Consider the following 21,137-nt stretch of genomic DNA (forward strand, 5'->3'; position numbering starts at 1 on the left):
CGTGCGCGCGTGGTCGGCATCCATGGCAACGCCCGTGCATCGCACGGGTGACGTCCTTATGTTGGCGCCTGCAGGAGTCCTGAACCCATGCCCGTGAACGACCGCCAGTCCCTGGCCGTGCAGGCCGTCCTGATCGGTGCGATGGCTTTGTGGGGCCTGAACCTCACGTCCGTGAAATGGTTGACCGCCTGGTTCGAGCCCACCATGCTGGCCTGTGTGCGCATGCTGGTGGCTTGCATCGCGCTCACCGCCATCGTCGTGGTCAAGCGCTGCGCGCGCATGCGGTTCACTGTACGCCAGTGGGCGGCGATGGGACTGTGCGCCGTGTTCATGGTGTATGCCAACCAGGTGTTGTTCGCCCAGGGCCTGCAGCGCTCCACGGCGACCAATGCGGCGCTGGTGATGGCGCTGAGTCCCCTGGCCTCGGCCCTGCTGGCTGCGCTGTTGTTCCGCGAGCCGCTCACGCTGCAGCGCGGCTGCGGCGTGCTGCTTGGCTTTGCCGGCGTGGCGGCGGTGGTGCTCAGCCACCCGGGGTCGGGCCTGTCCAGCGCGGGCGTGGGCGACCTGCTCATCATCTGCTCGGTGGTGAGCTTTGCTGCCGGCGGGGCACTGGTGCAGCGCCTCGCACGCCAGATCCATCCGCTCACCCTCTGCTGGATTACCTACTGCATCGGCACCGTGCTGCTGGTGGTGCACTTGGCGCTGGGCCCCTCGGACGTGACGGTGGCCACGCTGTTCCCGGGCTGGTGGCCGTGGGTGCTGGTGCTGTTCTCGGGCATCTTCGCCACGGCGCTGTGCAACGTCATCTGGAACCAGGCCATCGCCACCATCGGCGTGGCGCGTACTGCCGTCTTCCTGTACTGGGTGCCGGTGTTCGGCGTGCTTTTTGCCGCCCTGCTGCTGGGCGAGCAGCTCACGCTGTGGCATCTCGTGGGATTTGCTGCCGTGATGGGTGGTACCTGGCTGGGCACGCGCCGGCCCGTGGCCGTGGCGCCCGCCGTGCCCTGAATCTTCTCTCTGACCATGACCAACTCGCAACCTCCCCTGCTGTTCCAGCCCCTGGCCCTGCGCGGGCTCACCCTGCGCAACCGCACCGTCATCTCTCCCATGTGCCAGCACGCCGCCGATGGCGGTCATGCCACCCCCTGGCACCTGGTGCATCTGGGCAAGTTCGCCCTGGGCGGCGCAGGCCTGATCCTGACCGAAAGCACGGCCGTGGACCCGCGTGGGCGCATCGGTACCGCTGACCTCGGGCTCTGGAAGGATAGCCATGTTGACGCGCTCAAGTCCGTGGTCGATTTCGTGCATGCCAATGGCAGTGCCATCGGCGTGCAGCTCGCGCATGCAGGCCGAAAGGCGGGCAGCCAGCCCCTGTGGGAAGGCGGTGCCGCCCTGGCTGAGGCGACCATGGCCGCCGATACCGAGCCTTGGCAGCGCCTGGGCCCGAGCGCCTTGCCCGCCGGGCCGGGGTGGTCCGCGCCTACCGCGCTCGATGCCGCCGGTATCGAAGAGGCGGTGCAGCGATTTTCCGACGCCGCCGTGCGCGCCGACGCAGCCGGCGTGGACGTAGTTGAACTGCACTTCGGCCATGGCTACCTGGTGGCCAGCTTTCTCTCCCCCCATTCCAACCGCCGCAGCGACGAATGGGGCGGCAGTTTGCAGGGGCGCATGCGCCTGGCCCTCACCATCGCACGCCGGGTGCGTGCCGTGTGGCCGGCCCGCAAGCCGCTGTTCGCCCGCCTCTCGGTCGTGGACGGCAGCGGCGAGGGCGGCTGGGACGTGGAGGATTCCATCGTGCTGGCGCGTGAACTCGCACAGTGCGGCGTCGATGTGATCGACTGCTCCTCCGGCGGCCTGACCGAGGAGACACGTGCCCTGCCCGTGCCACGCGGCCTGGGTTTTCAGGTGCCGTTTTCCGAGCGCATCCGCGCCGAGGCTCAGGTGAAGACCCAGGCCGTGGGGATGATCGTCGATGCCGCGCACGCCGAGGACATCCTGGACCGCGGCCAGGCCGATCTCATTGCCCTGGGCCGCGAGGCTTTGCGCGACCCCTACTGGCCCCACCACGCCGCCTCCGCCCTGGGGGCCGACCCGGGCTACGAACGCTGGCCCGTGCGCCACGGTGTCTGGCTGGCCAAGCGGGCGCCGGGCCTGGCGCGTGCGCGTGCCGATCAGGCGGACGGTACGTCCTTCACCAGTGACAACCACAAGGAGACACGATGAGCAGCAACCACATCCCCAGCCGTGTGAGGATGGGCCTGATCAGAAAGCAGCCAGACTGGAGCACCGAGCGCTTCGACGCCTACTGGCGCGACCACCATGGCGCACTGGCGGCGCGCGTGCCCGGCTTGCGGGCCTACTGGCAAAACCTGGTGACCGACCGGCTGCAGCGCGGCATCGACTACGCGCGCGGCCCGTGGGATTTTGACGGTTTCTCGCAGCTGTGGCTCGACGGGGAGCAGCGGTCAGAGGCTGCCTTCGGGCAAGGCAACCTGGCCGCCGAGCTGGTCGCCGACGAACAGCATTTCCTGTCGGGCCTTCACATCGTGACTACCGAGCAGACCGAGGTCATCGCCCTGCCCTCCGACCCTGCGGCCCGCGCCCGGCTGCTCAAGCGCATCTCCACCCTGCGCCGCCGCGCCGATATCTCGGAGGACGATTTCAGGCGCGAATGGCGCGTGCACGCCGACCTGTTGCGCACCATACCCGGCGTGAGCGGCTACCGCCAGAACGTGGTGACCGAACGCGAGCGCGTGAAGGGCCAGCCCTGCGGCTATGGCGATCTGCCCATCGACGGCATCGTGGAGCTGTGGTTCGAAAGTCCCGAGGTACTGGCCGCTGCATTTGCGTCACCTGAGGGCCAGCGCACCATGGCCCATGCCAGGACCTTCCTGGCGGAGATCACGGCCTTTCTGGTGACCGAACGCCGCATGGTCTGACGGGCTGGTCGTTACGGTGAGCGCGGGAAGGATGTGACCTCGCCATTCACCTTGTGCTCCTGGCCGCCGGGCGCGCAAGGCTGGTCGGTGTAGACCGTGCGCCCCTCCTGGATGCACTTGCGCAGCTGGGGCGCAGGGGCTGATGCCGTTCCACGTGCGCCCGTGGCGCCCTGCGCGCCCTTCTTCTCAGGCGGCAGGGAGTCGTCCCCGGGGCGCATCAGCCTGCCCCACGCCTTCTCGACCCAGGGAATGGCCTGGGGCAGCCATTGGTCGGCTTTCCACCAGGCCACGGCCGCGCCCGCCACCAGCGCCACGACGGCGATGGTCCAGGCGGTGCGTTCGCGGGCGCTGCGCATGCTTCTGCGTCAGCCCAGGTGCTGGCCCAGGATGCCGGCCAGCTCGAACATGCCTGCACTGTCCTTGCCGAACACCGCGCGCAGCTTGTCGTCGGCGACGATGGTGCGCTTGTCCTTGGGGTCCTGCAGGTTGTTCGCCTTGATGTACTCCCAGAGCTTTTTCACGGCCTCGGGCCGGGCCACCGGCTCGTTGCCGATCACGGCAGCCAGCGCGGCGCTGGGGGCGGCGCCGACGGCGGCCTTGCGCGGCGCCTTGGCGGCGGCGGTCTTGGTGGCTGCGGCCTTCTTGGCAGGTGCCTTCTTCGCGGCGGCCGCCTTGGCCGGGGCCTTGGCGGCGGCGCCGGCCGTCTTGCCGGCAAACGCACCGGCGGCTGGCTTGCGCGGCGGGAACTTGCTCGGCGCGAACTCGAAGTTCACCTTGCCGGCCTCCTTGTCCCAGGCCAGGAAGGCCTTGAACGCGCGGCGCGTGCGCATCGAGACGAACTTGTCCAGCAGATCGGTCTTGCCCGTCTCCAGCAGCTTGTGCATCTGCTCGCGCTCCACGGGTTGCTGCAGGATGATCTTGCCGCTCTTGAAGGTGCAGCTCGGCGTGGGCTGGGCGGCGGTGGGCACGGCCTTGCTGCACACGTAGTTGGCGCCGTGCTCGTGCACGCCAGCGCTGCAGATCGGGCAGGGGCCCAGGGACGCATCGGCAAACTCCACCAGCTCGCCCGATTCCTCGGCGTTCTTGTCGTCGCCGAAGTCGAACTCAAGCTTGTAGTTGTGCGCCTCGTCGTCGTACTTGATGACGATCTCGGAGGTGAAGGGCCAGCCCGCCTTGGAGCGAAAGCCCTCCAGCGGCCCGATCTTCTTGTCGCGCAGCAGGGCTTCGGCCTCGGCGGTCTCGAAGGTGCGGCCCGCAGGCGACTTGCCGAAGCTGAAGCCGCAAGGCTCGGTGCCTGGCTTGCCGACGCAGGCGAAGCGGCGGTAGTTTTCCTTCACCACGCCGCCGCAGTTGGGACAGGGCGTGGCCAGCGTGGCGTAGTCACCGGGAATGGTGTCGCGGTCGTATTCCTTGGCCTTCTTGACCATGCGCTCGGTCATGGCGGCGATGTCGGCCATGAAGGATTCGCGGCTCAGTTGCCCTTTTTCCATCTGCGAGAGCTTGAATTCCCACTCGCCCGTGAGGTCGGCGCGGCACAACTCTTCGACTTCCAGCCCGCGCAGCAGCGTCATGAGCTGGAACGCCTTGGCCGTGGGGATCATCTCGCGGCCTTCGCGCAGCATGTATTTTTCGGTCAGCAGGCCTTCGATGATGGCCGCGCGCGTGGCGGGCGTGCCCAGGCCCTTTTCCTGCATGGCCTCGCGCAGCTCGTCGTCGTCGATCTGCTTGCCGGCGCTTTCCATCGCGCCCAGCAGCGTGGCTTCGGAGTAGCGTGCCGGCGGCTTGGTCTTGAGGCCCTTGGGGTCCACCTGCTCGGTCTGCACGGTCTCGCCGGGCTTCACGGGCACCAGGTTCTGGCCCTTGTCGCCGTCCTTGCCGCCTTCGACCTCATCGGCCGCTTCCTTGCCGTAGATGGCCAGCCAGCCGGGGCGCACCAGCACCTTGCCCTCGGTCTTGAAGCTGTGGCCCACGGCCGTGCTGATGCGCGTCGTCACCGTGTACTCGGCACTCGGGAAGAACACCGCCATGAAGCGGCGCACCACCAGGTCGTACAGCTTCTGCTCGGCCTCCGACAGGCCGCTCGGTGCCTGCAGCGTGGGGATGATGGCAAAGTGATCGCTCACCTTGCTGTTGTCGAAGATGCGCTTGGACGGGCGCACGTAGTTGTTGGTCAGCGCCGTGCGCGCATGCGGCGCCAGGTGGCGCATGCTGCTGTCGGCCAGCATCTCGAAGGTCTGGCGCGCCACGGGCAGGTAGTCCTCGGGCAGCGCGCGCGAATCGGTACGCGGGTAGGTCAACGCCTTGTGGCGCTCGTACAGGCTTTGCGCCAGCGCCAGCGTGGTCTTGGCTGAGTAGCCGAACTTGCCGTTGGCCTCGCGCTGCAGGCTGGTCAGGTCGAACAGCAGGGGCGATGCCTGGGTCGTGGGCTTGCTCTCCTCGGTCACCGTGGCCGGCTTGCCGCGCACGGCGTCGGCAATGGCCTGGGCCTCGCGCTGCGACCAGACGCGGTCGGCGCGCATTTCCACGTCCTCGTTTTTCTTCCACTTCGGGTCGAACCACTTGGCCGGGTATTCGCCCGCCTCGGCGGCGAAGCTGGCGTGGATTTCCCAGTAGTCGCGGCTCACGAACTTGCGGATCTTCTCCTCGCGCTCCACCACCAGCGACAGCGTGGGCGTCTGCACCCGGCCCACGGTGGTCAAAAAGAAGCCGCCGTCGCGCGAGTTGAAGGCCGTCATGGCCCGCGTGCCGTTGATGCCCACCAGCCAGTCGGCCTCGCTGCGGCTGCGGGCCGCATGCGCCAGGCCCGCCATCTGCTGCTCGCTGCGCAGGGCGTCGAAGCCGTCGCGGATCGCCTGGGGCGTCATGGACTGCAGCCACAGGCGCTTGACGGGCTTGCCCAGGGGCTTGGCGCCACCGGCGTACTGCTCGATCAGGCGAAAGATCAGCTCCCCCTCGCGGCCCGCGTCACAGGCGTTGATGAGCTGCGTCACGTCCTTGCGCTTGGCCTGCTTGACCACCGCGTTCAGGCGCGTCTTGGTCTTGTCCACGGGCTTGAGGTCAAAGTACGGCGGGATCACCGGCAGGTGGGCAAAGCTCCACTTGCCGCGTTTCACGTCGAATTCCTCGGGCGCCTGGATCTCCACCAGGTGGCCCACGGCGCTGGTGACTACATAGCGGTCGTTCTCGAAGTGGTCGTCGTGCTTTTCGAACTTGCCCGCCACCGGGGTCAGTGCGCGCACGATGTCCTGCGCCACCGAGGGTTTTTCTGCAATTACCAGGGTCTTGGTCATTTTTTGGTTTCTCGCCAGTCTGGCTGTCCGGCATTCGGCCGGTCGCTTCTACAATTCGTTGCCTCACGCGTACACGCGCACGCGCATGTGTGCATATTCAAGTTAACAGAGTTTTTGCCATGCCCCGCACCGCATCGCCTGCCGCCCCTTCCAGCCCACCGGGCCGCCGCATCCAGACCAGGCGCTCGGGTGTGCATGGCAATGGCGTGTTTGCCGTGCAGGATATTGCAGAGGGCGAAGTCCTTGTCGAGTACACGGGCGAGGTCATCGGCTGGGAGGAAGCCCAGGACCGGCACCCCCACGATCCCCTGCAGCCCAACCATACCTTCTACTTCCATGTGGATGAAGACCGCGTGATCGACGCCAAGTTCGGTGGCAACTCCTCGCGCTGGATCAACCACAGCTGCAACCCCAACTGCTACGCGGATGAGCGCGATGGCCGCATCTTCATCACCGCGCTGCGCAACATCGCCGCTGGTGAAGAGCTCAACTACGACTACGGCCTGATCATCGACGAACCCTACACCAAGAAGCTCAAGGCCGAGTATCCCTGCTGGTGCGGCAGCGACAACTGCCGGGGCACCCTGCTGGCGCCCAAGCGCGGCTGGCGCCCCCCGATGCCGCCCGAGCCGGCCGCGCCCCCGCGTAAAAAAGGTAACAAAAAGAGCGATGGCGCCGTGAAGGCCTCCAAGACCGCACGGGATTCCCGCTCATGACCGCGCTCGCCATGCACTGGCCCGCCGAAGCCCTCTGGGAAGCCGTGGTGCCCCAGTTGCCCGGCTTTTCCATCGAGGTGCTGCCCAGCATCGACTCCACCAACACCGAACTCATGCGCCGTGCGCGCGCCGGCCTGTGCGACCCCACCCTGCTCGTGGCCGAGCAGCAGACTGCAGGGCGCGGGCGCCTGGGACGCGCCTGGCAGAGCGACGTGGGCGCCTCGCTCATGATGAGCCTGGGGCTGCCCCTGGCACCGGCCGACTGGTCGGGCCTGTCCCTGGCCGTGGGGGTGAGCGTGGCCGAGAGCCTGCAGCCGGTGCTGCCGCCTGCCGGTGAAGGCCAGCCGCCCCGCGTCGGCCTCAAGTGGCCCAATGACCTGTGGACCACCGGCGACCGCAAGCTCGGCGGCATCCTGGTCGAGACCGCCAGCTTTGTCGCGCCGCAGGACGCCAGCCCGGATGCGCCGCGCGCTGGCGCCGCCCCCCGCTATGTGGTGGTGGGCATCGGCATCAACGTGTCGCCGCGCAGTGGCGAGGGCATGAGCATGCCCCCGGCCAGCCTGCAGGAGGTGCAACCCGGCCTCACGGCTCCCGAGGCCTTGCTGCGCATCGTGCCGCCCCTGGTGGCCATGCTGCAGGCCTTCGAGGGCTACGGCTTTTCGCCCATGCAGGCCCGCTTCGCGCAGCGCGACATCCTGCAAGGCCGGGCCGTCACCCTGAGCGACGGGCAGGCGGGCACGGCCCACGGGGTGGGCGAAGACGGCGCACTGCTGGTGCAGACCGCCAGTGGCATGCAGGCCATCACGAGTTCGGAAATCAGCGTGCGGCCCAGCCCCGCGCTGCCGTCATGAGGCAAGGAACTGCATGCTGCGCCTGCTCATCCTGATCCTGTTGCTGGCCAATGGCGGCTACTACGCCTGGTCGCAAGGGCATCTGCGCGAATGGGGCTTTGCGCCCGTGCAGGAGGGCGAGCCCCAGCGCCTGGGTCAGCAACTGCGTCCCGAGACCTTGCAGATCCTGCGGGCCCGGCCGACCAACCCGGCTCCGCCGCCCCCCGTGGCCGAAGCCGCGCCGGCCCCCTCGGCCACTGAGTGCCTGCAGGCCGGCGTGTTCGACGAACGCCAGGCCGATGCCCTGCGCACCGCCGCTGGCGGCCTGCCGCAGGGCAGCTGGGCGCTGGAGTCCACGCCCCTGCCGGCCCGCTGGATGGTCTACATGGGCCGCTTCGAAGACCAGGAGGCCCTGGACAAGAAGCGCGCCGAGCTGCGTGCCCGCAAGGTGGATTTCGACCGCCCCGGCGGCACGCTGGAGATCGGCCTGTCCCTGGGCCGCTTTGCCACCGAGGAGGCGGCCAAGCGCGAGCTGGCGGCCCTGGGCGAGAAGGGCGTGCGCACCGCCCGCGTGGTCCAGGAACGCCCCGAAACCACGGGCTTCACCCTGCGCCTGCCCGCCGTGACCGACGCGCTGCGCCCGCAACTCGACATGCTGCGCAGCGCGCTGGCCGGCAAGGCGCTGCGCAGCTGCAGCTGAGCTGCCGGCGCCTGCGGGCCCTGCACGCGGTGGCGTCCGATGCCGTCCCTTTTTTCTTGCGAACCCGATCCCATGACCGAAGAAGCCTCCTCCATCCAGTGTGGCGAGCACGGCGAAGCCACGCCCACCTATGTCTGCGGGCACCTGCACCGCAGCCCCGCGCAGCGCTGGTTCTGTGACGCACCCGAAGCCGACTACCCCTTCCCCGACGCCTGGTGCGCCGATTGCAATGCCGAGCTGATGAAGGAAGGCGGCGAGTGGAACGAGCGCAACGAGGGCTGCCTGGACCTCAAGATCCTCTGCCACCACTGCTACCAGGGCGCCATGGCCCAGAGCGTCGGCGCCATGGCCGAGCCGCAGCAGCACGCCTGGGAGGACGCCGTGGTCGATGCCCACCATGCGCTGGTCGACAAGCAGCAGGCGCTCGAATCGGACCACGGCATCTCGCGCTTCGAACGCTGGGACTACGACCAGGCACAGGGCACGCTGACCTTCTCGCACGCGGGGGCTCCCCGGGTCGTGGCGGACATCGAGTTCATCGGCTCGGTCTCCAAGGCCAGCGGCACCTGGCTCTGGGCCTGGGCCAATTTCAGCAACCACGCCAAGGTATCGACCCGCATCCCGGCCGTGCGCGAATGGGGCGAGGTGCACGGCTTTCTGCCGCTGACCGTGCCGCGCTGGAATGCGGACGTGACGGACGGCTGGGAGCTTTCGGGCGTGGCCGCGCAGGTGCTCGGCGCGCGCGGGGTGTACCGTGCGCCCACCGACAAGGGCTACCTCTTCATGGCGCTGATGTCGGTGCGGGCGGTGGGGTAGTGTCCTGTCCCGCAAACAAATGCCAATAAAACCGCTTCTTTCACGCCAGGGTTGTGTTGCAAATCCTCGCGATAGCTACGGCCATCGCTGCGGTTTGCGCCTTGCCCTGGCGCGAAATCCATCGGTTTCATTTTTGGCATCTATTTGCGGGACAGAACACTAGCCCTGGGATGGCGCCTGTGCCATCCAGGGCCTTCAGTCCAGCACGATGCGCGCGAAGCGGCTCACGCGCCGCATCTTGTCGACTTCCTTGCGGATCTGCGCGCCGAATTCGTCGGGCAGGCTGCCCGAGCCGAACAGCCCCTGGTCCGCCAGCTGGGTCTTGACGCCGGGTTCCTGCAGCACCGCAGCCACGGCATCGCGCCACTGCCGCGCCATGGCGGCGGGCATGCCTGCCGGAGCGACCAGGCCGAACCAGGACGGGTCGTTGCTGGAAAACAGGCTCAGCTCGGCATAGGTGGGAACGCCCGGCAGCACTGCCAGCCGTTCCTTCCACGACACGGCCAGGGCCCTCAGCCGGCCGGCCTGGATGTGCGGTAGCGACGAGGCCACCTGGTCGAAATACACCGGCACCTTGCCCGCGACCACGTCCGCCAGCGCCGGTGCCGCGCCCCGGTAGGGCACATGGGTCATGAAGGTGTTGGTGGTGCTCTTGAGCAGCTCGCCCCACATGTGGCCGATGGTGCCGTTGCCGGGCGAGGCGTAGGCCACCTTGCCCGGCTGCGCCTTCACGTAGCGGATGAACTGCGCGAAATCCCGCGCCGGCAGGTCGGGGTGCACCACCAGCACGCCGGGGGCCTTCACGATTTCGGTGATGGGCGTGAAGGCGTCGATGGTGTAGGGCAGGTGGCGGTAGACCGCCGGGTTGACGCCGTGCGTGGACAGCGTGGCGATGCCCAGGGTCAGCCCATCGGGCGCGGCGGCCGCGACCTCGGCCATGCAGTTGGCGCCGCCTGCGCCGGGGCGGTTCTCCACGGTGATGCTGCGCTGCAGCCGCTGCGACAGCGGGCCGGCGATGGCGCGTGCCGTGATGTCGGTGGCACCGCCGGCTGCAAACGGAACCAGCAGCCGCGCCGGGCGCGCATCTGCCGTGGATTGGGCCCACGCTTGGCCTGCTGCCCATGGCAGGGGAACGGCCCCGGCCAACAGAGTGCGTCGTTTCATCGGGGGCCTTGTCGGTAGTGAAAGGCCCATTCTGGAGAGTTCGTGCCGCCGTGGATAACGACGTTTGGCACTCAGCATAGTCCTGGCAGGAATGTCCCCGCCTTGCCGCGCCTACAGCGGGATGGCCCGCGTCTCCCCGTGCCGCATCAGCCACACGCGCTCGGCGGGCACGCCGCGCTCGGCCAAGGCGGCGGCCAGGTCGCGCGGCGGGTGGTCGAAGGCCTCCTGGGTGAGGGCAAAGGTGCCCCAGTGCACGCCCATGGCCTGGCGCGCCTGCACGTCCAGCATCAGCTGCACGGCGTCGGCCGGGTTCACGTGCATGGGCTTCATGAAGTCGCGCGGCAGGTAGGCGCCGATCGGCAGGGCCAGGAAATCGACGGCGCCAATGCGCTCGCGGATGGCCTTGAAGTCGCCGCTGTAGCCCGTGTCGCCCGGAAACAGGAAGCGCCAGGGCGCAGCCGCTGCACCCGGCCGGGTCCATTCGAGCAGGTAGCCACCCCAGAGCGAGGCATTGGTGTCGTTCAGGCTGCGGCGGCTCCAGTGCTGGGCGGGCGTGAAGTGCACCTGCACGCCGGGCGCCAGCTCCACGGACTGCCACCAGTCGAGTTCGGTCGTGTTGTCCATACCGCGCCGTACGAACCAGTCCTTGAGCCCGAGGGGCACGATGAAGCGCGGCGACTGTCCGGCCGCGCGCAGGCGTCTCAAAGTGGCGCTGCACAGGTGGTCGTAGTGGTTGTGCGAGACCAGCACCGCGTCGATGCGTGGCAACTGCTCGGGCGTGAGCGGCGGCGGTACGCGCCGCGGCGCGCCGAATCGGCCCAGCGGGCCGGCATGGCTGGCCAGCGTGGGATCGATCAGCACATTCAGCCCCGCCACCTGCAGCAGCAGGGAGACATGGCCCAGCCAGGTGACCACCGGCGCCTCGTGGCGCTGCGCCAGCAGCGCATGGTCCACGGGCTGGGTCCAGTCGCGTACGAAGCGCGCATAACCTCCGGTGGGCGCGCTGCGCGGCTTGAAGTCGCCGCGCAGCGAGCGCCAGGCCATCTCGTACCAGGGGAAGTTGCCGATCACGACCTCTGCATCGGTGTTGCGAAAGCGGCGCGGGGGCGAAGCGGGAGGGGGCATGGGGCATCCGGCAGAACGGGATTTCCATGATGCCTGAAACCGGTGCTCCCGGTCGCCGCCGCGGGCCAAGGCCCCAGGCTCAGGGGGGCGCGTGCTCGGTGGCCGCAAAGCGCACGCTGAAGCGCGCCCCCGGCGGCTGCATACCCGGATGGGCGTCTTCGAGCTGCACCTCGGCATCGTGCTTGCGTGCGATCTCCAGCACGATGGGCAGGCCCAGGCCCGAGCCGTCGGCGTCGCTGCCCAGCGCGCGGTAGAAAGGCTGGAAGACCAGGTCGCGCTCGGACTCGGGCACGCCCGGGCCCGAATCCTCCACTTGCAGCAGCAGCACGCGGCCAAAGGTGTCGGCCAGCACGCGCGCGGTGACCACGCCGGGCCGCTCCGGTGCCGACGGGGTGTAGTTGAGCGCGTTGTCCACCAGGTTGCGCACCAGCTCCTTGAGCAGCGTGGGGTTGCCGTCCACCCACACGCCGGGCGAGCCGGGCTCGGCGCCGTCGTAGCCCAGGTCGATGTACTTTTCGAGCGCGCGCGGTACCGAATCGCGCACCACCTCGATGGCCAGACGCGCCAGGTCGCAGGGCTGGCGCGCAAAGCCCACGCCGCTGCCCTCGGCGCGCGCCAGGGCCAGCAGCTGGTTGACGGTGTGCGTGGCCCGGATGCTGGAGCGGCCGATCTGCTGCAGCGAGCGCTTGAGTTCCTCGGTGCTGGTGCCCTCGCGCTGGGCCAGGTCGGCCTGCATGCGCAGGCCCGCCAGCGGCGTCTTGAGCTGGTGCGCGGCATCGGCCAGAAAGCGCTTTTGCGTGGCCAGCGAGTCGTGCAGGCGCGTGAGCAGGTCGTTCACCGAGGAGACCAGCGGCGCTACCTCCAGCGGCACGGTGCGGTCGTCCAGCGGCGACAGGTCGTCGGGGTTGCGCGCGCGGATGCGCTGCTCCAGCTGGTTCAGCGGCTGGATGCCGCGCGCCAGCGCCAGCCACACCAGCAGCACGGCCAGCGGCAGGATCACGAACTGCGGCAGCATCACGCCCTTGATGATCTCGGTGGCCAGCACGCTGCGCTTCTCGCGCGTCTCGGCCACCTGTACCAGGGCCAGCGGGCTGTCCTTCAGGGGCAGGCGCACCCAGATGTAGGCCACGCGGATGTCGATGCCGCGCAGCTCGGCATCGCGCAGCCGCACCTCGCCGGGCATGGGCACTTCGTCGGAGGGGGGCGCTGGCAATTCGCGCTCGCCCGAGAGGAATTCGCCGCCCACGCCCTTGACCTGGTAGTACACCACGTCGGAATCGTCGGCGCGCAGGATTTCGCTGGCCGGCTGGGGCAGGTTGAACTGCACCGTGCCCTTCTGCACGCCCACGAGTTGGGCCAGGGCATGGGCGTTGTACTCCAGCGCCCGGTCGAAGGGCTTGTTGGCCAGGCCCTGGGCCACCAGCCAGGTCAGCGCCAGGCTCACGGGCCACAGCAGCAGCAGCGGGGTGAGCATCCAGTCCAGGATCTCGCCGAACAGGGAGCGCTGCTCGCGCTGGAAGATTTTCAAGGTGTAAGGTGTGGAGCTGGAAGTGCCGGGGGAAGGGTCAGCCTGGGATTTTTTCCAGACAGTAGCCCAGTCCACGCACCGTGGCAATGCGGATCGGGCCGCGCTCGATCTTCTTGCGCAGGCGGTGGATATACACCTCGATGGCGTTGTTGCTCACCTCCTCGCCCCACTCGCACAGGCGCTCGACCAGTTGCTCCTTGCTCACCAGGCGGCCCGCGCGCTGCAGCAGCACTTCGAGCAGGCCGAGCTCGCGCGCCGACAGCTCGACCATCTTGCCGTCGATGGTTGCCACCCGGCCCGCCTGGTCGTAGACCAGCGGGCCGTGCTTGATGGCGCTGCTGGTGCCGCCCATGCCGCGGCGCGTCAGGGCGCGCACGCGGGCTTCGAGTTCCTGCAGGCTGAAGGGCTTGGCCATGTAGTCGTCGGCACCGAAATCCAGGCCCTTGACGCGTTCTTCCACGCTGTCGGCTGCGGTGAGGATGAGCACCGGCAGCGCCGAGCCGCGGCTGCGCAGCTTCTTGAGCACTTCCAGGCCATGCATGCGCGGCAGGCCCAGGTCCAGGATCAAGAGGTCGAACTCGTTGTTGGTCAAGAGCGCGGCATCGGCCTCGCTGCCGCTGGCCACGTGGTCGACCACGGCGCCGGAGCTGCGCAAGGTGCGCAGCAGGCCATCGGCCAGCACCTGGTCGTCTTCGGCAATGAGGATGCGCATGCGGGTTGTCTCCTGGTGGGCGGCTTCGGTCTGCTGCCGGGCCTTTCCCTGGATTCTAGGCGCGCGCCGCCGACAGGGCGCAGCGGCCCGCTGGTGCCCGGTCAGGCCCGCGGGTCGTGTGCCAGCAGCTTGTCCACCAGCGCGCGCAGGTCGGTGCGCAGCCGGGCCATGCCTTGCGGGTGCTGGGCCAGGGTGGTCTCGTCCATGTACAGCCTGCGGTTGATCTCCAGCTGGATGCTGTGGCGGTGCGCGGCCGGGTCGCTGTAGCGGCGTACCAGTTCCACGCCCTTGTAGGGGTGGTTGTATTCCACGCTGTAGCCGCGCTCGCGCAGGTGCGCGCAGACCAGGGCCGAGAGGGCCGGGTCGGCGGTCGTGCCATCGCGGTCGCCGACCACGAAGTCGGCATGCACCAGGCCCGGGAAGTCGGTGGCGTGGCTCGCGGCCACGGCGGGCATGGAGTGGCAGTTGATGTGGATGCTGTAGCCGTGGCGGGCGTGCGCGGCGGCGATGGCCTGCTGCACGGCGCCGTGGTAGGGCCGCCAGCAGCGGTCGATGCGTGCGCGCACCTCGTCCACGCCCAGCAGCCGGTTGTAGATGGGTTCGCCTTCGTCGGTGAACTTCCAGATCAGGCCCTTGCCCAGGCGCACCTTGGAGAGCACGCGCGGGTCGGTGGAGATGGGGTCGGTCCACTCGCCGTCGAGCAGCGTGGTGTCCAGTTCGGTGGTGTCGCGGTTGGCATCGAGGTAGATGCGCGGGAAATGGGCTTCCACCCAGGCCACGCCCAGCGCGGGGGCGAAGTCGTAGATCTTCTCGACGTGGGTGTCTTCGGCGCGGCGCAGCGTGGGCAGGTCGCAGGCGGAGCCGAAGTCGTCGGGGTAGCGGGTGCCGCTGTGCGGCGAGTCGAGCACCAGCGCGCTGGTGCCGGGCAGGTAGGTGAAGGTTGCCGCAGGCGCCAGCGGGGTGCCGGGGGAACCGGTGGCACCGGGCTGGGCCTGCTGGAATCGTCGGTTGATCAGTTTCAAAGCGGCATGCATAGGCAGAGTGTGCGCAATAAGGGGCGGCCGGCCTAGCCGCCCGGACCGGTTGGAGACTATGGTTATCCCTGAAAGGGCTTGCGCAGCTCCACCGGCTGCGGCCTTTGCCGGCCCCCTTGTTCAGCGGACCGGTGGGGTGTGTGTCAGTCGAGCGCGATCTTGGCGTAGGCCGCCACGCGCTTCATCTTCTCGATCTCGCGCACCAACTGGGCCGAGAACTCCTTGGGCGTGGTGCCCGAGGGGTACAGGCCCTGGCCGGCCAGGCGCTCGCGCACGGTCGGCTCCTGCAATGCCTGCGCCACGGCCTGCTGGATGCGGTCCACGGCAGCGGCGGGCGTGCCGGCAGGGGCCACCAGGCCGAACCACGAGGGATCGTTGCTGTTGGCAAAGCCCAGCTGGGCATAGGTGGGGACGTCCGGCAGCACGTCCAGCCGCGTGGGCCACGAGACGGCCAGCGCCTTGAGCTTGCCGGCCTTGATGTGCGGCAGCGAGGAGGCCACCTGGTCGAAGTACACCGCCACCTGGCCGGCCAGCACGTCGTTGATGGCCGGGCCTGCACCACGGTAGGGGATGTGCACCATGGAGGTGCCCGTGCTGCTCTTGAACAGCTCGCCCCACATGTGGCCGATGGTGCCGTTGCCGGGCGTCGCGAACGACACCTTGCCGGGGTTGGCCTTGAGGTACTTCACCAGGTCGGCGAAGTCCTTGACCGGCAGTGCAGTCGGGTTCACCACGACCACGCCGGGGGCCTTGACGATCTCGGTCACGCCCACAAAGTCCTTGATCGGGTTGTAGGGCAGCTTGCTGTAGACGGCGGGATTCACACCGTGGGTGGACAGGGTGGCCACGCCCAGCGTGAGGCCGTCCGCCGGGGCGCGTGCCACCTCGGCCATGCCGATGGAGCCGCCTGCGCCGGCGCGGTTGTCCAGCACCACGGGCTGCTTGAGGATGCGCGCCAGCGACTCCTGCAGTGCGCGCACGGTGATGTCGGTGGCACCCCCGGGCGGGAAGGGCACGACGATGCGCAGAGGCTTGGCATCTTGCGCAAAAGACATTCCAGGAACGAAAGATGCGGCAGCCAGGGTGGTGAGCAGGTGACGGCGTTTCATGGGTGGATTTCCTATGGAGGGGGTTTGAGATTAAATGATCCGGTACCCTCTACCAAGCAATGGATGTGCCTGATAACATTCCGATATGGAATGATTTGAGAACTTACGATGTCCTCCCTCAGACGCCTTTCGCCACCCCTGCACCTGCTGCGGGCCTTTTCCACCGTGACCCGGTTCGGCGGCGTCTCGCGCGCGGCCGAAGCCCTGCACCTGACGCAGAGCGCGGTGAGCAAGCAGGTCAAGGAGCTGGAGGGCTGGGTGGGCGTGCCGCTGTTCGAGCGCAGCCGCAAGCGCCTGGCGCTCACGCCTGCGGGCGAGCGCTACGAGAAGGCCGTGCGTGCCGTGCTGGCGCAACTGGAGGCGGCCACGCTGGAGCTCATCACCAGCGACGACGGCGGGGGCGCGCTGCACCTGTCGAGCCTGCCGACCTTCGCGGCCAAATGGCTCATTCCGCGGCTGCCGCAGTTCCAGCAGCAGCACCCGCAGGTCACGCTGCACTTCGTGCCCTATGTGCACAGCTACAACTTCGAGCGCCCCGAGCTCGACTGCGCCATCCTCTTCGGCGACGGCCACTGGCCCGGCGCGCATGCCCACTACCTCACGGGCCAGGACGTGGCGCTGATCGCACCGCGCACCCGTGTGGCGGACTGGGCCATCGACCACCCGCGCGACGTGGCGCGCCACACCTTGCTGCGCCACGTCACGGTGCCCGAGGCCTGGCTGCGCTGGAGCGAAACGCATGGCGTGCAGGGGCTCAACCCGCTGGCGGGGCCGCAGTTCGACCAGTTCCAGTCGATGATCCGCGCGGTGATGGCCGGCATGGGCCTGGCGCTGGTGCCACGCTGCCTGGTGCAGGACGAGATCACCAGCGGCCTGGTGCGCGAACCCCTGCCCGGCTGCGGCTACCAGAGCGAGGTCGGCTACTGGTTCTGCTATCCCGAGGGGCGCAACCAGTTGCAGACCCTGCAGCAGTTCCGACAGTGGCTGCTGGCCTGCGCAGAGCCCGCATCCGCTGCCGCGCTGCCGCCTGCATAGGCACCTGGGCTTTCCCACTCGTCAACCATGGTTGACAGGCGCTGCGTTGTCAACTAAAGTTGACAACATGCAGGCTCCCTCCCCCCTTCCCTCGCCCGAAGACCCCGAGGCCGCGCTGGCCGCCGTGGTGGCCTTGCGGCTGGTGGCCGACCGGCTGGAGGCGGGGGCGGTGGCTGCCGCGCTCGCGCAGGGCTGGTCCTGGGCGCAGATCGCACAGGCCCTGGGTGTCAGCAAGCAGGCCGCGCACAAGCGGCTGTCCGCCCATGTTCCCAGATCCTGAGACAAGGAGTTTCACCATGTTCCGCCAACTGCAGCACCGTTTCCAGAGCATGCGCACCCTGAGCCGGCTGTGCACGGGTGCCGAGGCCCATGCTCGCTCGCGTGGCCAGGCGGTGCCGGGCGCCGAGCATTTCCTGCTCGCTGCCATCGACCTGCCCGATGGCTCGGCGCGGCGGGCGTTCGAGAGTGTTGGGGCCGACCCGGCGGCGGTGGGCGAGGCCATCGAGCGGCAATACCGCGACGCCCTGCAATCCGTGGGGGTGCAGGCCCCGTTGCCGCCAGCGGCCGTGCTGCAGGCTCCTGCGGCGGCCGGGCTGTACCGCGCCCAGCCCTCGGGCCAGGAACTGGTGCAGGCGCTCGCCCGATCGAGCAAGGAGCAGGCAGGCCCCTTGCTGGGGGCGCACGTGGTGGCCGTTGTTGCCAGCATGCCGCAGGGCGTGGCAGCGCGCACGCTGCGCGCCCTGGGGGTCGATGCCGCCAGGCTGGTGGCGGCCGCACGGTCCCAGGTGCCGTCGGCCAGTTGAACGCGGCTCACGGCGCCTGTGTGCCGGCGGCATCACCGCCCGCATAGGCCTCCAGCCCGATGGCCACCACCGTGGCCACGTCCTTGCCCACCTCGGCACGGAACTCCGCCTCGGCCTGGGCCACCGCATCGCGAAAGGCCTGCAGCCACGCCAGGCCCGTGGGCGTGAAGCACACGCGCCGCGCGCGGGCGTCCAGCGGGTCCGCCGTGCGCAGGACTAGGCCCCAGGCCTCGCACTGGTCCACCAGGGTGGCCATGGCCTGCTTGCTCATGCCGGCGCGCTGGGCCAGGTCGGTCAGGCGGTCGCCCTGCAACGCCAGGTGGCGCGTGATGTGTACGTGCGCCGCGCTCACCTGGTCGCGTGCGGCCAGGTTGGACAGGGCCAGCGGCACCTCCACGTTGTGCGCCATGAGCTGCAGCACCCGGGCGTCGAAGCGGCGCATGGCGTGGCCGAGCAGGCGGCCCAGGTGGGTCTGGCGCCAGCCATCCTCGGCGGGGGTGGGCGGCGGTGCCGTGGGCAAGAAATCAGGCATGCGATATTGTCAGGCAAACTGACTAAATAGTCGATTGCGGGCGTTCACTGCCTCGCATAAACTACTGTTCAAGCATCCAGCCTGTAGTTAACTGCAGACGAAGTGCAAACACCCAACCCGTTGTTTCTCAAGGAGTTTTCCCATGGACGTCGCAGTCAAAGGCACCAACCCCGCCCTTCCCGTCAACACCGAAAAGGCCAAGGCGCTGGCGGCCGCGCTCGCCCAGATCGAGAAGCAATTCGGCAAGGGCACCATCATGCGCCTGGGCGAAGGCGAGGTGATCGAGGACATCCAGGTTGTCTCCACCGGCTCGCTGGGCCTGGACATCGCCCTGGGCGTGGGCGGCCTGCCGCGCGGCCGCGTGATCGAGATCTATGGCCCGGAATCCTCGGGCAAGACCACGCTCACCCTGCAGGTGATTGCCGAGATGCAGAAGCTGGGCGGCACCTGTGCCTTCGTCGACGCCGAGCACGCGCTGGACGTGCAGTACGCCCAGAAGCTCGGTGTGCAGCTGTCCGACATGCTGATCAGCCAGCCCGACACGGGTGAGCAGGCCTTGGAGATCGTGGACAGCCTGGTGCGCTCGGGCGCCGTGGACCTGATCGTCATCGACTCGGTCGCCGCGCTCACGCCCAAGGCCGAAATCGAAGGCGAGATGGGCGATGCCCTGCCCGGTCTGCAGGCCCGGCTGATGAGCCAGGCGCTGCGCAAGCTCACGGCCACCATCAAGAAGACCAACTGCACGGTCATCTTCATCAACCAGATCCGCATGAAGATCGGTGTGATGTTCGGCAGCCCCGAAACCACCACGGGCGGCAATGCGCTCAAGTTCTACGCCTCGGTGCGCCTCGATATCCGCCGCACCGGCACCATCAAGAAGGGCGATGAAGCCATCGGCAATGAGACCAAGGTCAAGGTGGTCAAGAACAAGGTGAGCCCGCCCTTCAAGACGGCCGAGTTCGACATCCTCTTCGGCGAGGGCATCAGCCGCGAAGGCGAGATCATCGACATGGGCGTGACCGCCAAGATCGTCGAGAAGTCGGGCGCCTGGTACGCCTACAACGGCGAGAAGATCGGCCAGGGCCGTGACAACGCGCGCGAGTTCCTGCGTGAGAACCCCGACCTCGCCCGCGAGATCGAGAACAAGGTGCGCGAAGGGCTGGGCATTGCGCTGCTGCCCGACGGGCTGCAAGCGGCTGCCCCGGCAGGCGATTCGGACGAGTGATGCGGCGGCGCATTGGGCGCCAGCGCATCACACCCGGGCGGCCATTGCGCAGTGTTGCGGCAATGGCCGCTGTGCATTGGACCATTGCCTGGCGGCCTGCCAACCAAACCCATGGGCTTTGACACCGTTTCCCTGAAGGGCCGCGCGCTGCGGCTGCTGGGCCAGCGCGAGCACTCGCGCGCCGAGCTGCTGCGCAAGCTGCGCCCGCATGTGCAGGAGGGCGAGGACCTCGAGGCCGTGCTGAACGAGCTGGAGGCCAGGGACTTCATCAGCGAAGAGCGTGTGGTGGCCTCGGTGGTGCACCAGCGCGCGGCTCGCATGGGGGCGGCGCGCATCCGCCAGGAGCTGCAGGCCAAGGGCATCGGCGGCGAGGCCGTGCAGCAGGCACTGGCGCAACTGCAGGACACGGAACTGGACCGCGCCCGCGAGGTGTGGCGCCGCCGCTTCGGCGAGCCTGCGGCCGACCCGCAGGGGCGTGCTAGGCAGGTGCGTTTTCTGATGGCGCGGGGCTTCTCGGGCGACGTGGTGCGCCGCGTGGTGCGCGGCGCGGGGGATGATGAAGTTTAGATGCCCAGCATCAGCTTGAGGTTCTGCACCGCCGCCCCGCTGGCACCCTTGCCCAGGTTGTCCAGGCGTGCCACCAGCACCGCGTGGCGGTAGGTCTCGTTGGCGAACACGCGCAACTCGAGCTTGTTGGTGTTGTTGAGCGCCAGGGCATCGAGCTTGCTGTCAGCGGTGGCCGGCAGCACGCTGACCCATTGCTCCGGGGTGTTGCTCTTGGCATAGTGCGCCGCCAGGGCGTCGTGAAGGTCGCTGGCCTTGGGGGCGCCAGGCAGGGTGTCGAGGTGCAGGGGCAGTTGCACCAGCATGCCCTGTTCGAAATTGCCCACCGACGGCACGAAGATGGGCCGGCGCGTGATGCCGGTGTAGCGCATGATCTCGGGCAGGTGCTTGTGCGCCAGGCCCAGGGCATACAGCTCGAACAGCGGGGCCTCGCCTTTCTGGTATGCCTCGATCATGGTGCGTCCGCCGCCCGAATAGCCGCTGACCGAGGGCAGCGCCAGCGGGAAGTCGGCCGGCACCAGGCCGGCGTCGACCAGAGGGCGCAGCAGCGCGATGGCGCCCGTGGCATAGCAGCCGGGGTTGGCCACGCGCGTGGCGGCGGCCACGGCCTCGGGCTGGCCGGCGCTCAGCTCGGGAAAGCCGAACACCCAGCCGGGTGCGGTGCGGTGCGCGGTGCTGGCATCAATGATCTTGATCTTGCGGCCGGTGGATTGCTCGATGCCGTCCACCATGGCCACGGTCTCGCGCGCGGCGTCGTCGTGCAGGCACAGCACGACCAGATCCACGCCGGCGATCAGGTCGCGCTTGGCGGCGGGGTCCTTGCGCAGTTCGGGCGCGATGCTGACCAGTTCGACCTCGGGCATGGCCTGCAGGCGCTCGCGGATCTGCAGGCCCGTGGTGCCGGCTTCGCCATCAATAAAGACTCTGGACATGGGATGCTCCTGCTGGTCTGGCAGCGTGGACTGCCGGGGGTAAGAATGGATGGACGTCAACGCTGTACGTGTTAGGCACAAGG

General features: G+C 68.6%; 22 protein-coding genes. 12 read left to right on the forward strand and 10 right to left on the reverse strand.

Annotation, left to right across the window (positions count from 1 at the left end; genetic code table 11):
- Positions 1–87: 87 nt before the first annotated feature.
- Genes U5N23_RS00780 through U5N23_RS00790 form a run of 3 tightly spaced genes read left to right on the forward strand, consistent with a single transcriptional unit; the run spans position 88 to position 2,939 of the window.
- Positions 88–1,008, forward strand: coding sequence for a DMT family transporter (locus U5N23_RS00780; RefSeq protein WP_322590971.1), 921 nt, complete (start codon positions 88–90; stop codon positions 1,006–1,008).
- 15 nt (positions 1,009–1,023) lie between these two features.
- A complete protein-coding gene (locus tag U5N23_RS00785; protein ID WP_322590972.1) occupies positions 1,024–2,223 on the forward strand; it encodes an NADH:flavin oxidoreductase/NADH oxidase in 1,200 nt (399 codons plus the stop codon).
- The gene (locus tag U5N23_RS00790; protein ID WP_322590973.1) at positions 2,220–2,939 is read left to right on the forward strand and encodes an EthD family reductase; all 720 of its coding nucleotides are present in this window, start codon (positions 2,220–2,222) and stop codon (positions 2,937–2,939) included. The genes U5N23_RS00785 and U5N23_RS00790 overlap by 4 nt, the downstream gene beginning before the upstream one ends.
- Before the next feature lie 11 nt (positions 2,940–2,950).
- Here U5N23_RS00790 and U5N23_RS00795 read toward each other — a convergent pair whose 3' ends face one another.
- Both U5N23_RS00795 and U5N23_RS00800 read right to left on the reverse strand, forming a co-directional pair.
- Positions 2,951–3,295 (reverse strand): DUF4124 domain-containing protein, encoded by a 345-nt coding sequence (locus U5N23_RS00795; RefSeq protein WP_322590974.1) that lies wholly within the window; start codon positions 3,293–3,295, stop codon positions 2,951–2,953.
- Positions 3,296–3,304: 9 nt separating this feature from the next.
- Complete coding sequence (locus U5N23_RS00800) at positions 3,305–6,229, reverse strand: DNA topoisomerase III (RefSeq protein WP_322590975.1); 2,925 nt, start codon at positions 6,227–6,229, stop codon at positions 3,305–3,307.
- 119 nt (positions 6,230–6,348) lie between these two features.
- Here U5N23_RS00800 and U5N23_RS00805 point away from each other — a divergent pair, with 119 nt between their 5' ends.
- From U5N23_RS00805 to U5N23_RS00820, 4 genes are all read left to right on the forward strand, one after another.
- Entirely contained in the window at positions 6,349–6,945 is a 597-nt protein-coding gene (locus U5N23_RS00805; protein ID WP_322590976.1) for an SET domain-containing protein, read from the forward strand.
- Positions 6,942–7,796 (forward strand): biotin--[acetyl-CoA-carboxylase] ligase, encoded by an 855-nt coding sequence (locus tag U5N23_RS00810; RefSeq protein ID WP_322590977.1) that lies wholly within the window; start codon positions 6,942–6,944, stop codon positions 7,794–7,796. Before U5N23_RS00805 ends, U5N23_RS00810 begins: the two co-directional genes overlap by 4 nt.
- A gap of 13 nt (positions 7,797–7,809) precedes the next feature.
- Positions 7,810–8,475, forward strand: a complete 666-nt coding sequence (locus tag U5N23_RS00815; protein WP_322590978.1) for an SPOR domain-containing protein — start codon at positions 7,810–7,812, stop codon at positions 8,473–8,475.
- 72 nt (positions 8,476–8,547) lie between these two features.
- Positions 8,548–9,291, forward strand: coding sequence for a DUF6882 domain-containing protein (locus U5N23_RS00820; RefSeq protein WP_322590979.1), 744 nt, complete (start codon positions 8,548–8,550; stop codon positions 9,289–9,291).
- A 195-nt stretch (positions 9,292–9,486) separates the two neighbouring features.
- Here the strand turns inward: U5N23_RS00820 and U5N23_RS00825 are convergent, their stop codons facing one another.
- The 6 genes from U5N23_RS00825 to U5N23_RS00850 form a co-directional block, all read right to left on the reverse strand.
- Positions 9,487–10,455: a tripartite tricarboxylate transporter substrate-binding protein gene (locus tag U5N23_RS00825; protein WP_322590980.1), complete on the reverse strand. Its 969-nt coding sequence runs from the start codon at positions 10,453–10,455 to the stop codon at positions 9,487–9,489.
- A 111-nt stretch (positions 10,456–10,566) separates the two neighbouring features.
- The gene (locus U5N23_RS00830) at positions 10,567–11,580 is read right to left on the reverse strand and encodes an MBL fold metallo-hydrolase (protein WP_322590981.1); all 1,014 of its coding nucleotides are present in this window, start codon (positions 11,578–11,580) and stop codon (positions 10,567–10,569) included.
- A gap of 79 nt (positions 11,581–11,659) precedes the next feature.
- On the reverse strand, positions 11,660–13,108 hold the full coding sequence (locus U5N23_RS00835; protein WP_322590982.1) for a sensor histidine kinase: 1,449 nt from the start codon (positions 13,106–13,108) through the stop codon (positions 11,660–11,662).
- Positions 13,109–13,145: 37 nt separating this feature from the next.
- Positions 13,146–13,820 carry a response regulator transcription factor gene (locus U5N23_RS00840; protein WP_007860685.1) on the reverse strand — a complete coding sequence of 225 codons (675 nt, stop codon included), beginning with the start codon at positions 13,818–13,820 and terminating at the stop codon, positions 13,146–13,148.
- A 101-nt stretch (positions 13,821–13,921) separates the two neighbouring features.
- Positions 13,922–14,854 carry an N-formylglutamate amidohydrolase gene (locus U5N23_RS00845; protein WP_322590983.1) on the reverse strand — a complete coding sequence of 311 codons (933 nt, stop codon included), beginning with the start codon at positions 14,852–14,854 and terminating at the stop codon, positions 13,922–13,924.
- A 143-nt stretch (positions 14,855–14,997) separates the two neighbouring features.
- Positions 14,998–15,963 (reverse strand): tripartite tricarboxylate transporter substrate binding protein BugE, encoded by a 966-nt coding sequence (locus U5N23_RS00850; RefSeq protein ID WP_322590984.1) that lies wholly within the window; start codon positions 15,961–15,963, stop codon positions 14,998–15,000.
- A 108-nt stretch (positions 15,964–16,071) separates the two neighbouring features.
- Here U5N23_RS00850 and U5N23_RS00855 point away from each other — a divergent pair, with 108 nt between their 5' ends.
- From U5N23_RS00855 to U5N23_RS00865, 3 genes are all read left to right on the forward strand, one after another.
- Positions 16,072–16,998, forward strand: coding sequence for a LysR substrate-binding domain-containing protein (locus tag U5N23_RS00855; RefSeq protein WP_322590985.1), 927 nt, complete (start codon positions 16,072–16,074; stop codon positions 16,996–16,998).
- A 67-nt stretch (positions 16,999–17,065) separates the two neighbouring features.
- Positions 17,066–17,278 carry a helix-turn-helix domain-containing protein gene (locus U5N23_RS00860; protein ID WP_322590986.1) on the forward strand — a complete coding sequence of 71 codons (213 nt, stop codon included), beginning with the start codon at positions 17,066–17,068 and terminating at the stop codon, positions 17,276–17,278.
- A gap of 16 nt (positions 17,279–17,294) precedes the next feature.
- Positions 17,295–17,801 carry a Clp protease N-terminal domain-containing protein gene (locus U5N23_RS00865; protein ID WP_322590987.1) on the forward strand — a complete coding sequence of 169 codons (507 nt, stop codon included), beginning with the start codon at positions 17,295–17,297 and terminating at the stop codon, positions 17,799–17,801.
- Positions 17,802–17,808: 7 nt separating this feature from the next.
- On the opposite strand, the gene U5N23_RS00870 is transcribed toward U5N23_RS00865, so the two are convergent.
- The gene (locus U5N23_RS00870; protein WP_322590988.1) at positions 17,809–18,333 is read right to left on the reverse strand and encodes a MarR family winged helix-turn-helix transcriptional regulator; all 525 of its coding nucleotides are present in this window, start codon (positions 18,331–18,333) and stop codon (positions 17,809–17,811) included.
- Positions 18,334–18,475: 142 nt separating this feature from the next.
- Between U5N23_RS00870 and recA the strand changes: the two genes are divergently transcribed.
- Positions 18,476–19,558, forward strand: coding sequence for a recombinase RecA (recA, locus tag U5N23_RS00875; protein WP_322590989.1), 1,083 nt, complete (start codon positions 18,476–18,478; stop codon positions 19,556–19,558).
- Between the two features lie 111 nt (positions 19,559–19,669).
- On the forward strand, positions 19,670–20,125 hold the full coding sequence (recX, locus tag U5N23_RS00880; protein ID WP_322590990.1) for a recombination regulator RecX: 456 nt from the start codon (positions 19,670–19,672) through the stop codon (positions 20,123–20,125).
- On the opposite strand, the gene argC is transcribed toward recX, so the two are convergent.
- The gene (argC, locus tag U5N23_RS00885) at positions 20,122–21,054 is read right to left on the reverse strand and encodes an N-acetyl-gamma-glutamyl-phosphate reductase (protein WP_322590991.1); all 933 of its coding nucleotides are present in this window, start codon (positions 21,052–21,054) and stop codon (positions 20,122–20,124) included. The two genes, recX and argC, sit on opposite strands and share 4 nt — an antisense overlap.
- Positions 21,055–21,137: the final 83 nt, after the last annotated feature.

It is taken from the genome of Acidovorax sp. (assembly GCF_034519795.1).
GTDB lineage: Bacteria > Pseudomonadota > Gammaproteobacteria > Burkholderiales > Burkholderiaceae_C > Acidovorax.

Bases quoted from the DNA above. Each gene is read 5' to 3' on its own strand.
- U5N23_RS00790 (WP_322590973.1), top strand. From the start codon at position 2,220: ATGAGCAGCAACCACATCCCCAGCCGTGTGAGGATGGGCCTGATCAGA.
- U5N23_RS00795 (WP_322590974.1), bottom strand. From the start codon at position 3,295: ATGCGCAGCGCCCGCGAACGCACCGCCTGGACCATCGCCGTCGTGGCG.
- U5N23_RS00855 (WP_322590985.1), top strand. From the start codon at position 16,072: ATGTCCTCCCTCAGACGCCTTTCGCCACCCCTGCACCTGCTGCGGGCC.
- U5N23_RS00840 (WP_007860685.1), bottom strand. From the start codon at position 13,820: ATGCGCATCCTCATTGCCGAAGACGACCAGGTGCTGGCCGATGGCCTG.
- U5N23_RS00785 (WP_322590972.1), top strand. From the start codon at position 1,024: ATGACCAACTCGCAACCTCCCCTGCTGTTCCAGCCCCTGGCCCTGCGC.
- U5N23_RS00870 (WP_322590988.1), bottom strand. From the start codon at position 18,333: ATGCCTGATTTCTTGCCCACGGCACCGCCGCCCACCCCCGCCGAGGAT.
- U5N23_RS00830 (WP_322590981.1), bottom strand. From the start codon at position 11,580: ATGCCCCCTCCCGCTTCGCCCCCGCGCCGCTTTCGCAACACCGATGCA.
- U5N23_RS00850 (WP_322590984.1), bottom strand. From the start codon at position 15,963: ATGAAACGCCGTCACCTGCTCACCACCCTGGCTGCCGCATCTTTCGTT.
- recA (WP_322590989.1), top strand. From the start codon at position 18,476: ATGGACGTCGCAGTCAAAGGCACCAACCCCGCCCTTCCCGTCAACACC.
- argC (WP_322590991.1), bottom strand. From the start codon at position 21,054: ATGTCCAGAGTCTTTATTGATGGCGAAGCCGGCACCACGGGCCTGCAG.
- U5N23_RS00810 (WP_322590977.1), top strand. From the start codon at position 6,942: ATGACCGCGCTCGCCATGCACTGGCCCGCCGAAGCCCTCTGGGAAGCC.
- U5N23_RS00860 (WP_322590986.1), top strand. From the start codon at position 17,066: ATGCAGGCTCCCTCCCCCCTTCCCTCGCCCGAAGACCCCGAGGCCGCG.
- U5N23_RS00820 (WP_322590979.1), top strand. From the start codon at position 8,548: ATGACCGAAGAAGCCTCCTCCATCCAGTGTGGCGAGCACGGCGAAGCC.
- U5N23_RS00805 (WP_322590976.1), top strand. From the start codon at position 6,349: ATGCCCCGCACCGCATCGCCTGCCGCCCCTTCCAGCCCACCGGGCCGC.
- U5N23_RS00815 (WP_322590978.1), top strand. From the start codon at position 7,810: ATGCTGCGCCTGCTCATCCTGATCCTGTTGCTGGCCAATGGCGGCTAC.
- U5N23_RS00845 (WP_322590983.1), bottom strand. From the start codon at position 14,854: ATGCATGCCGCTTTGAAACTGATCAACCGACGATTCCAGCAGGCCCAG.
- U5N23_RS00780 (WP_322590971.1), top strand. From the start codon at position 88: ATGCCCGTGAACGACCGCCAGTCCCTGGCCGTGCAGGCCGTCCTGATC.
- U5N23_RS00865 (WP_322590987.1), top strand. From the start codon at position 17,295: ATGTTCCGCCAACTGCAGCACCGTTTCCAGAGCATGCGCACCCTGAGC.
- U5N23_RS00800 (WP_322590975.1), bottom strand. From the start codon at position 6,229: ATGACCAAGACCCTGGTAATTGCAGAAAAACCCTCGGTGGCGCAGGAC.
- recX (WP_322590990.1), top strand. From the start codon at position 19,670: ATGGGCTTTGACACCGTTTCCCTGAAGGGCCGCGCGCTGCGGCTGCTG.
- U5N23_RS00825 (WP_322590980.1), bottom strand. From the start codon at position 10,455: ATGAAACGACGCACTCTGTTGGCCGGGGCCGTTCCCCTGCCATGGGCA.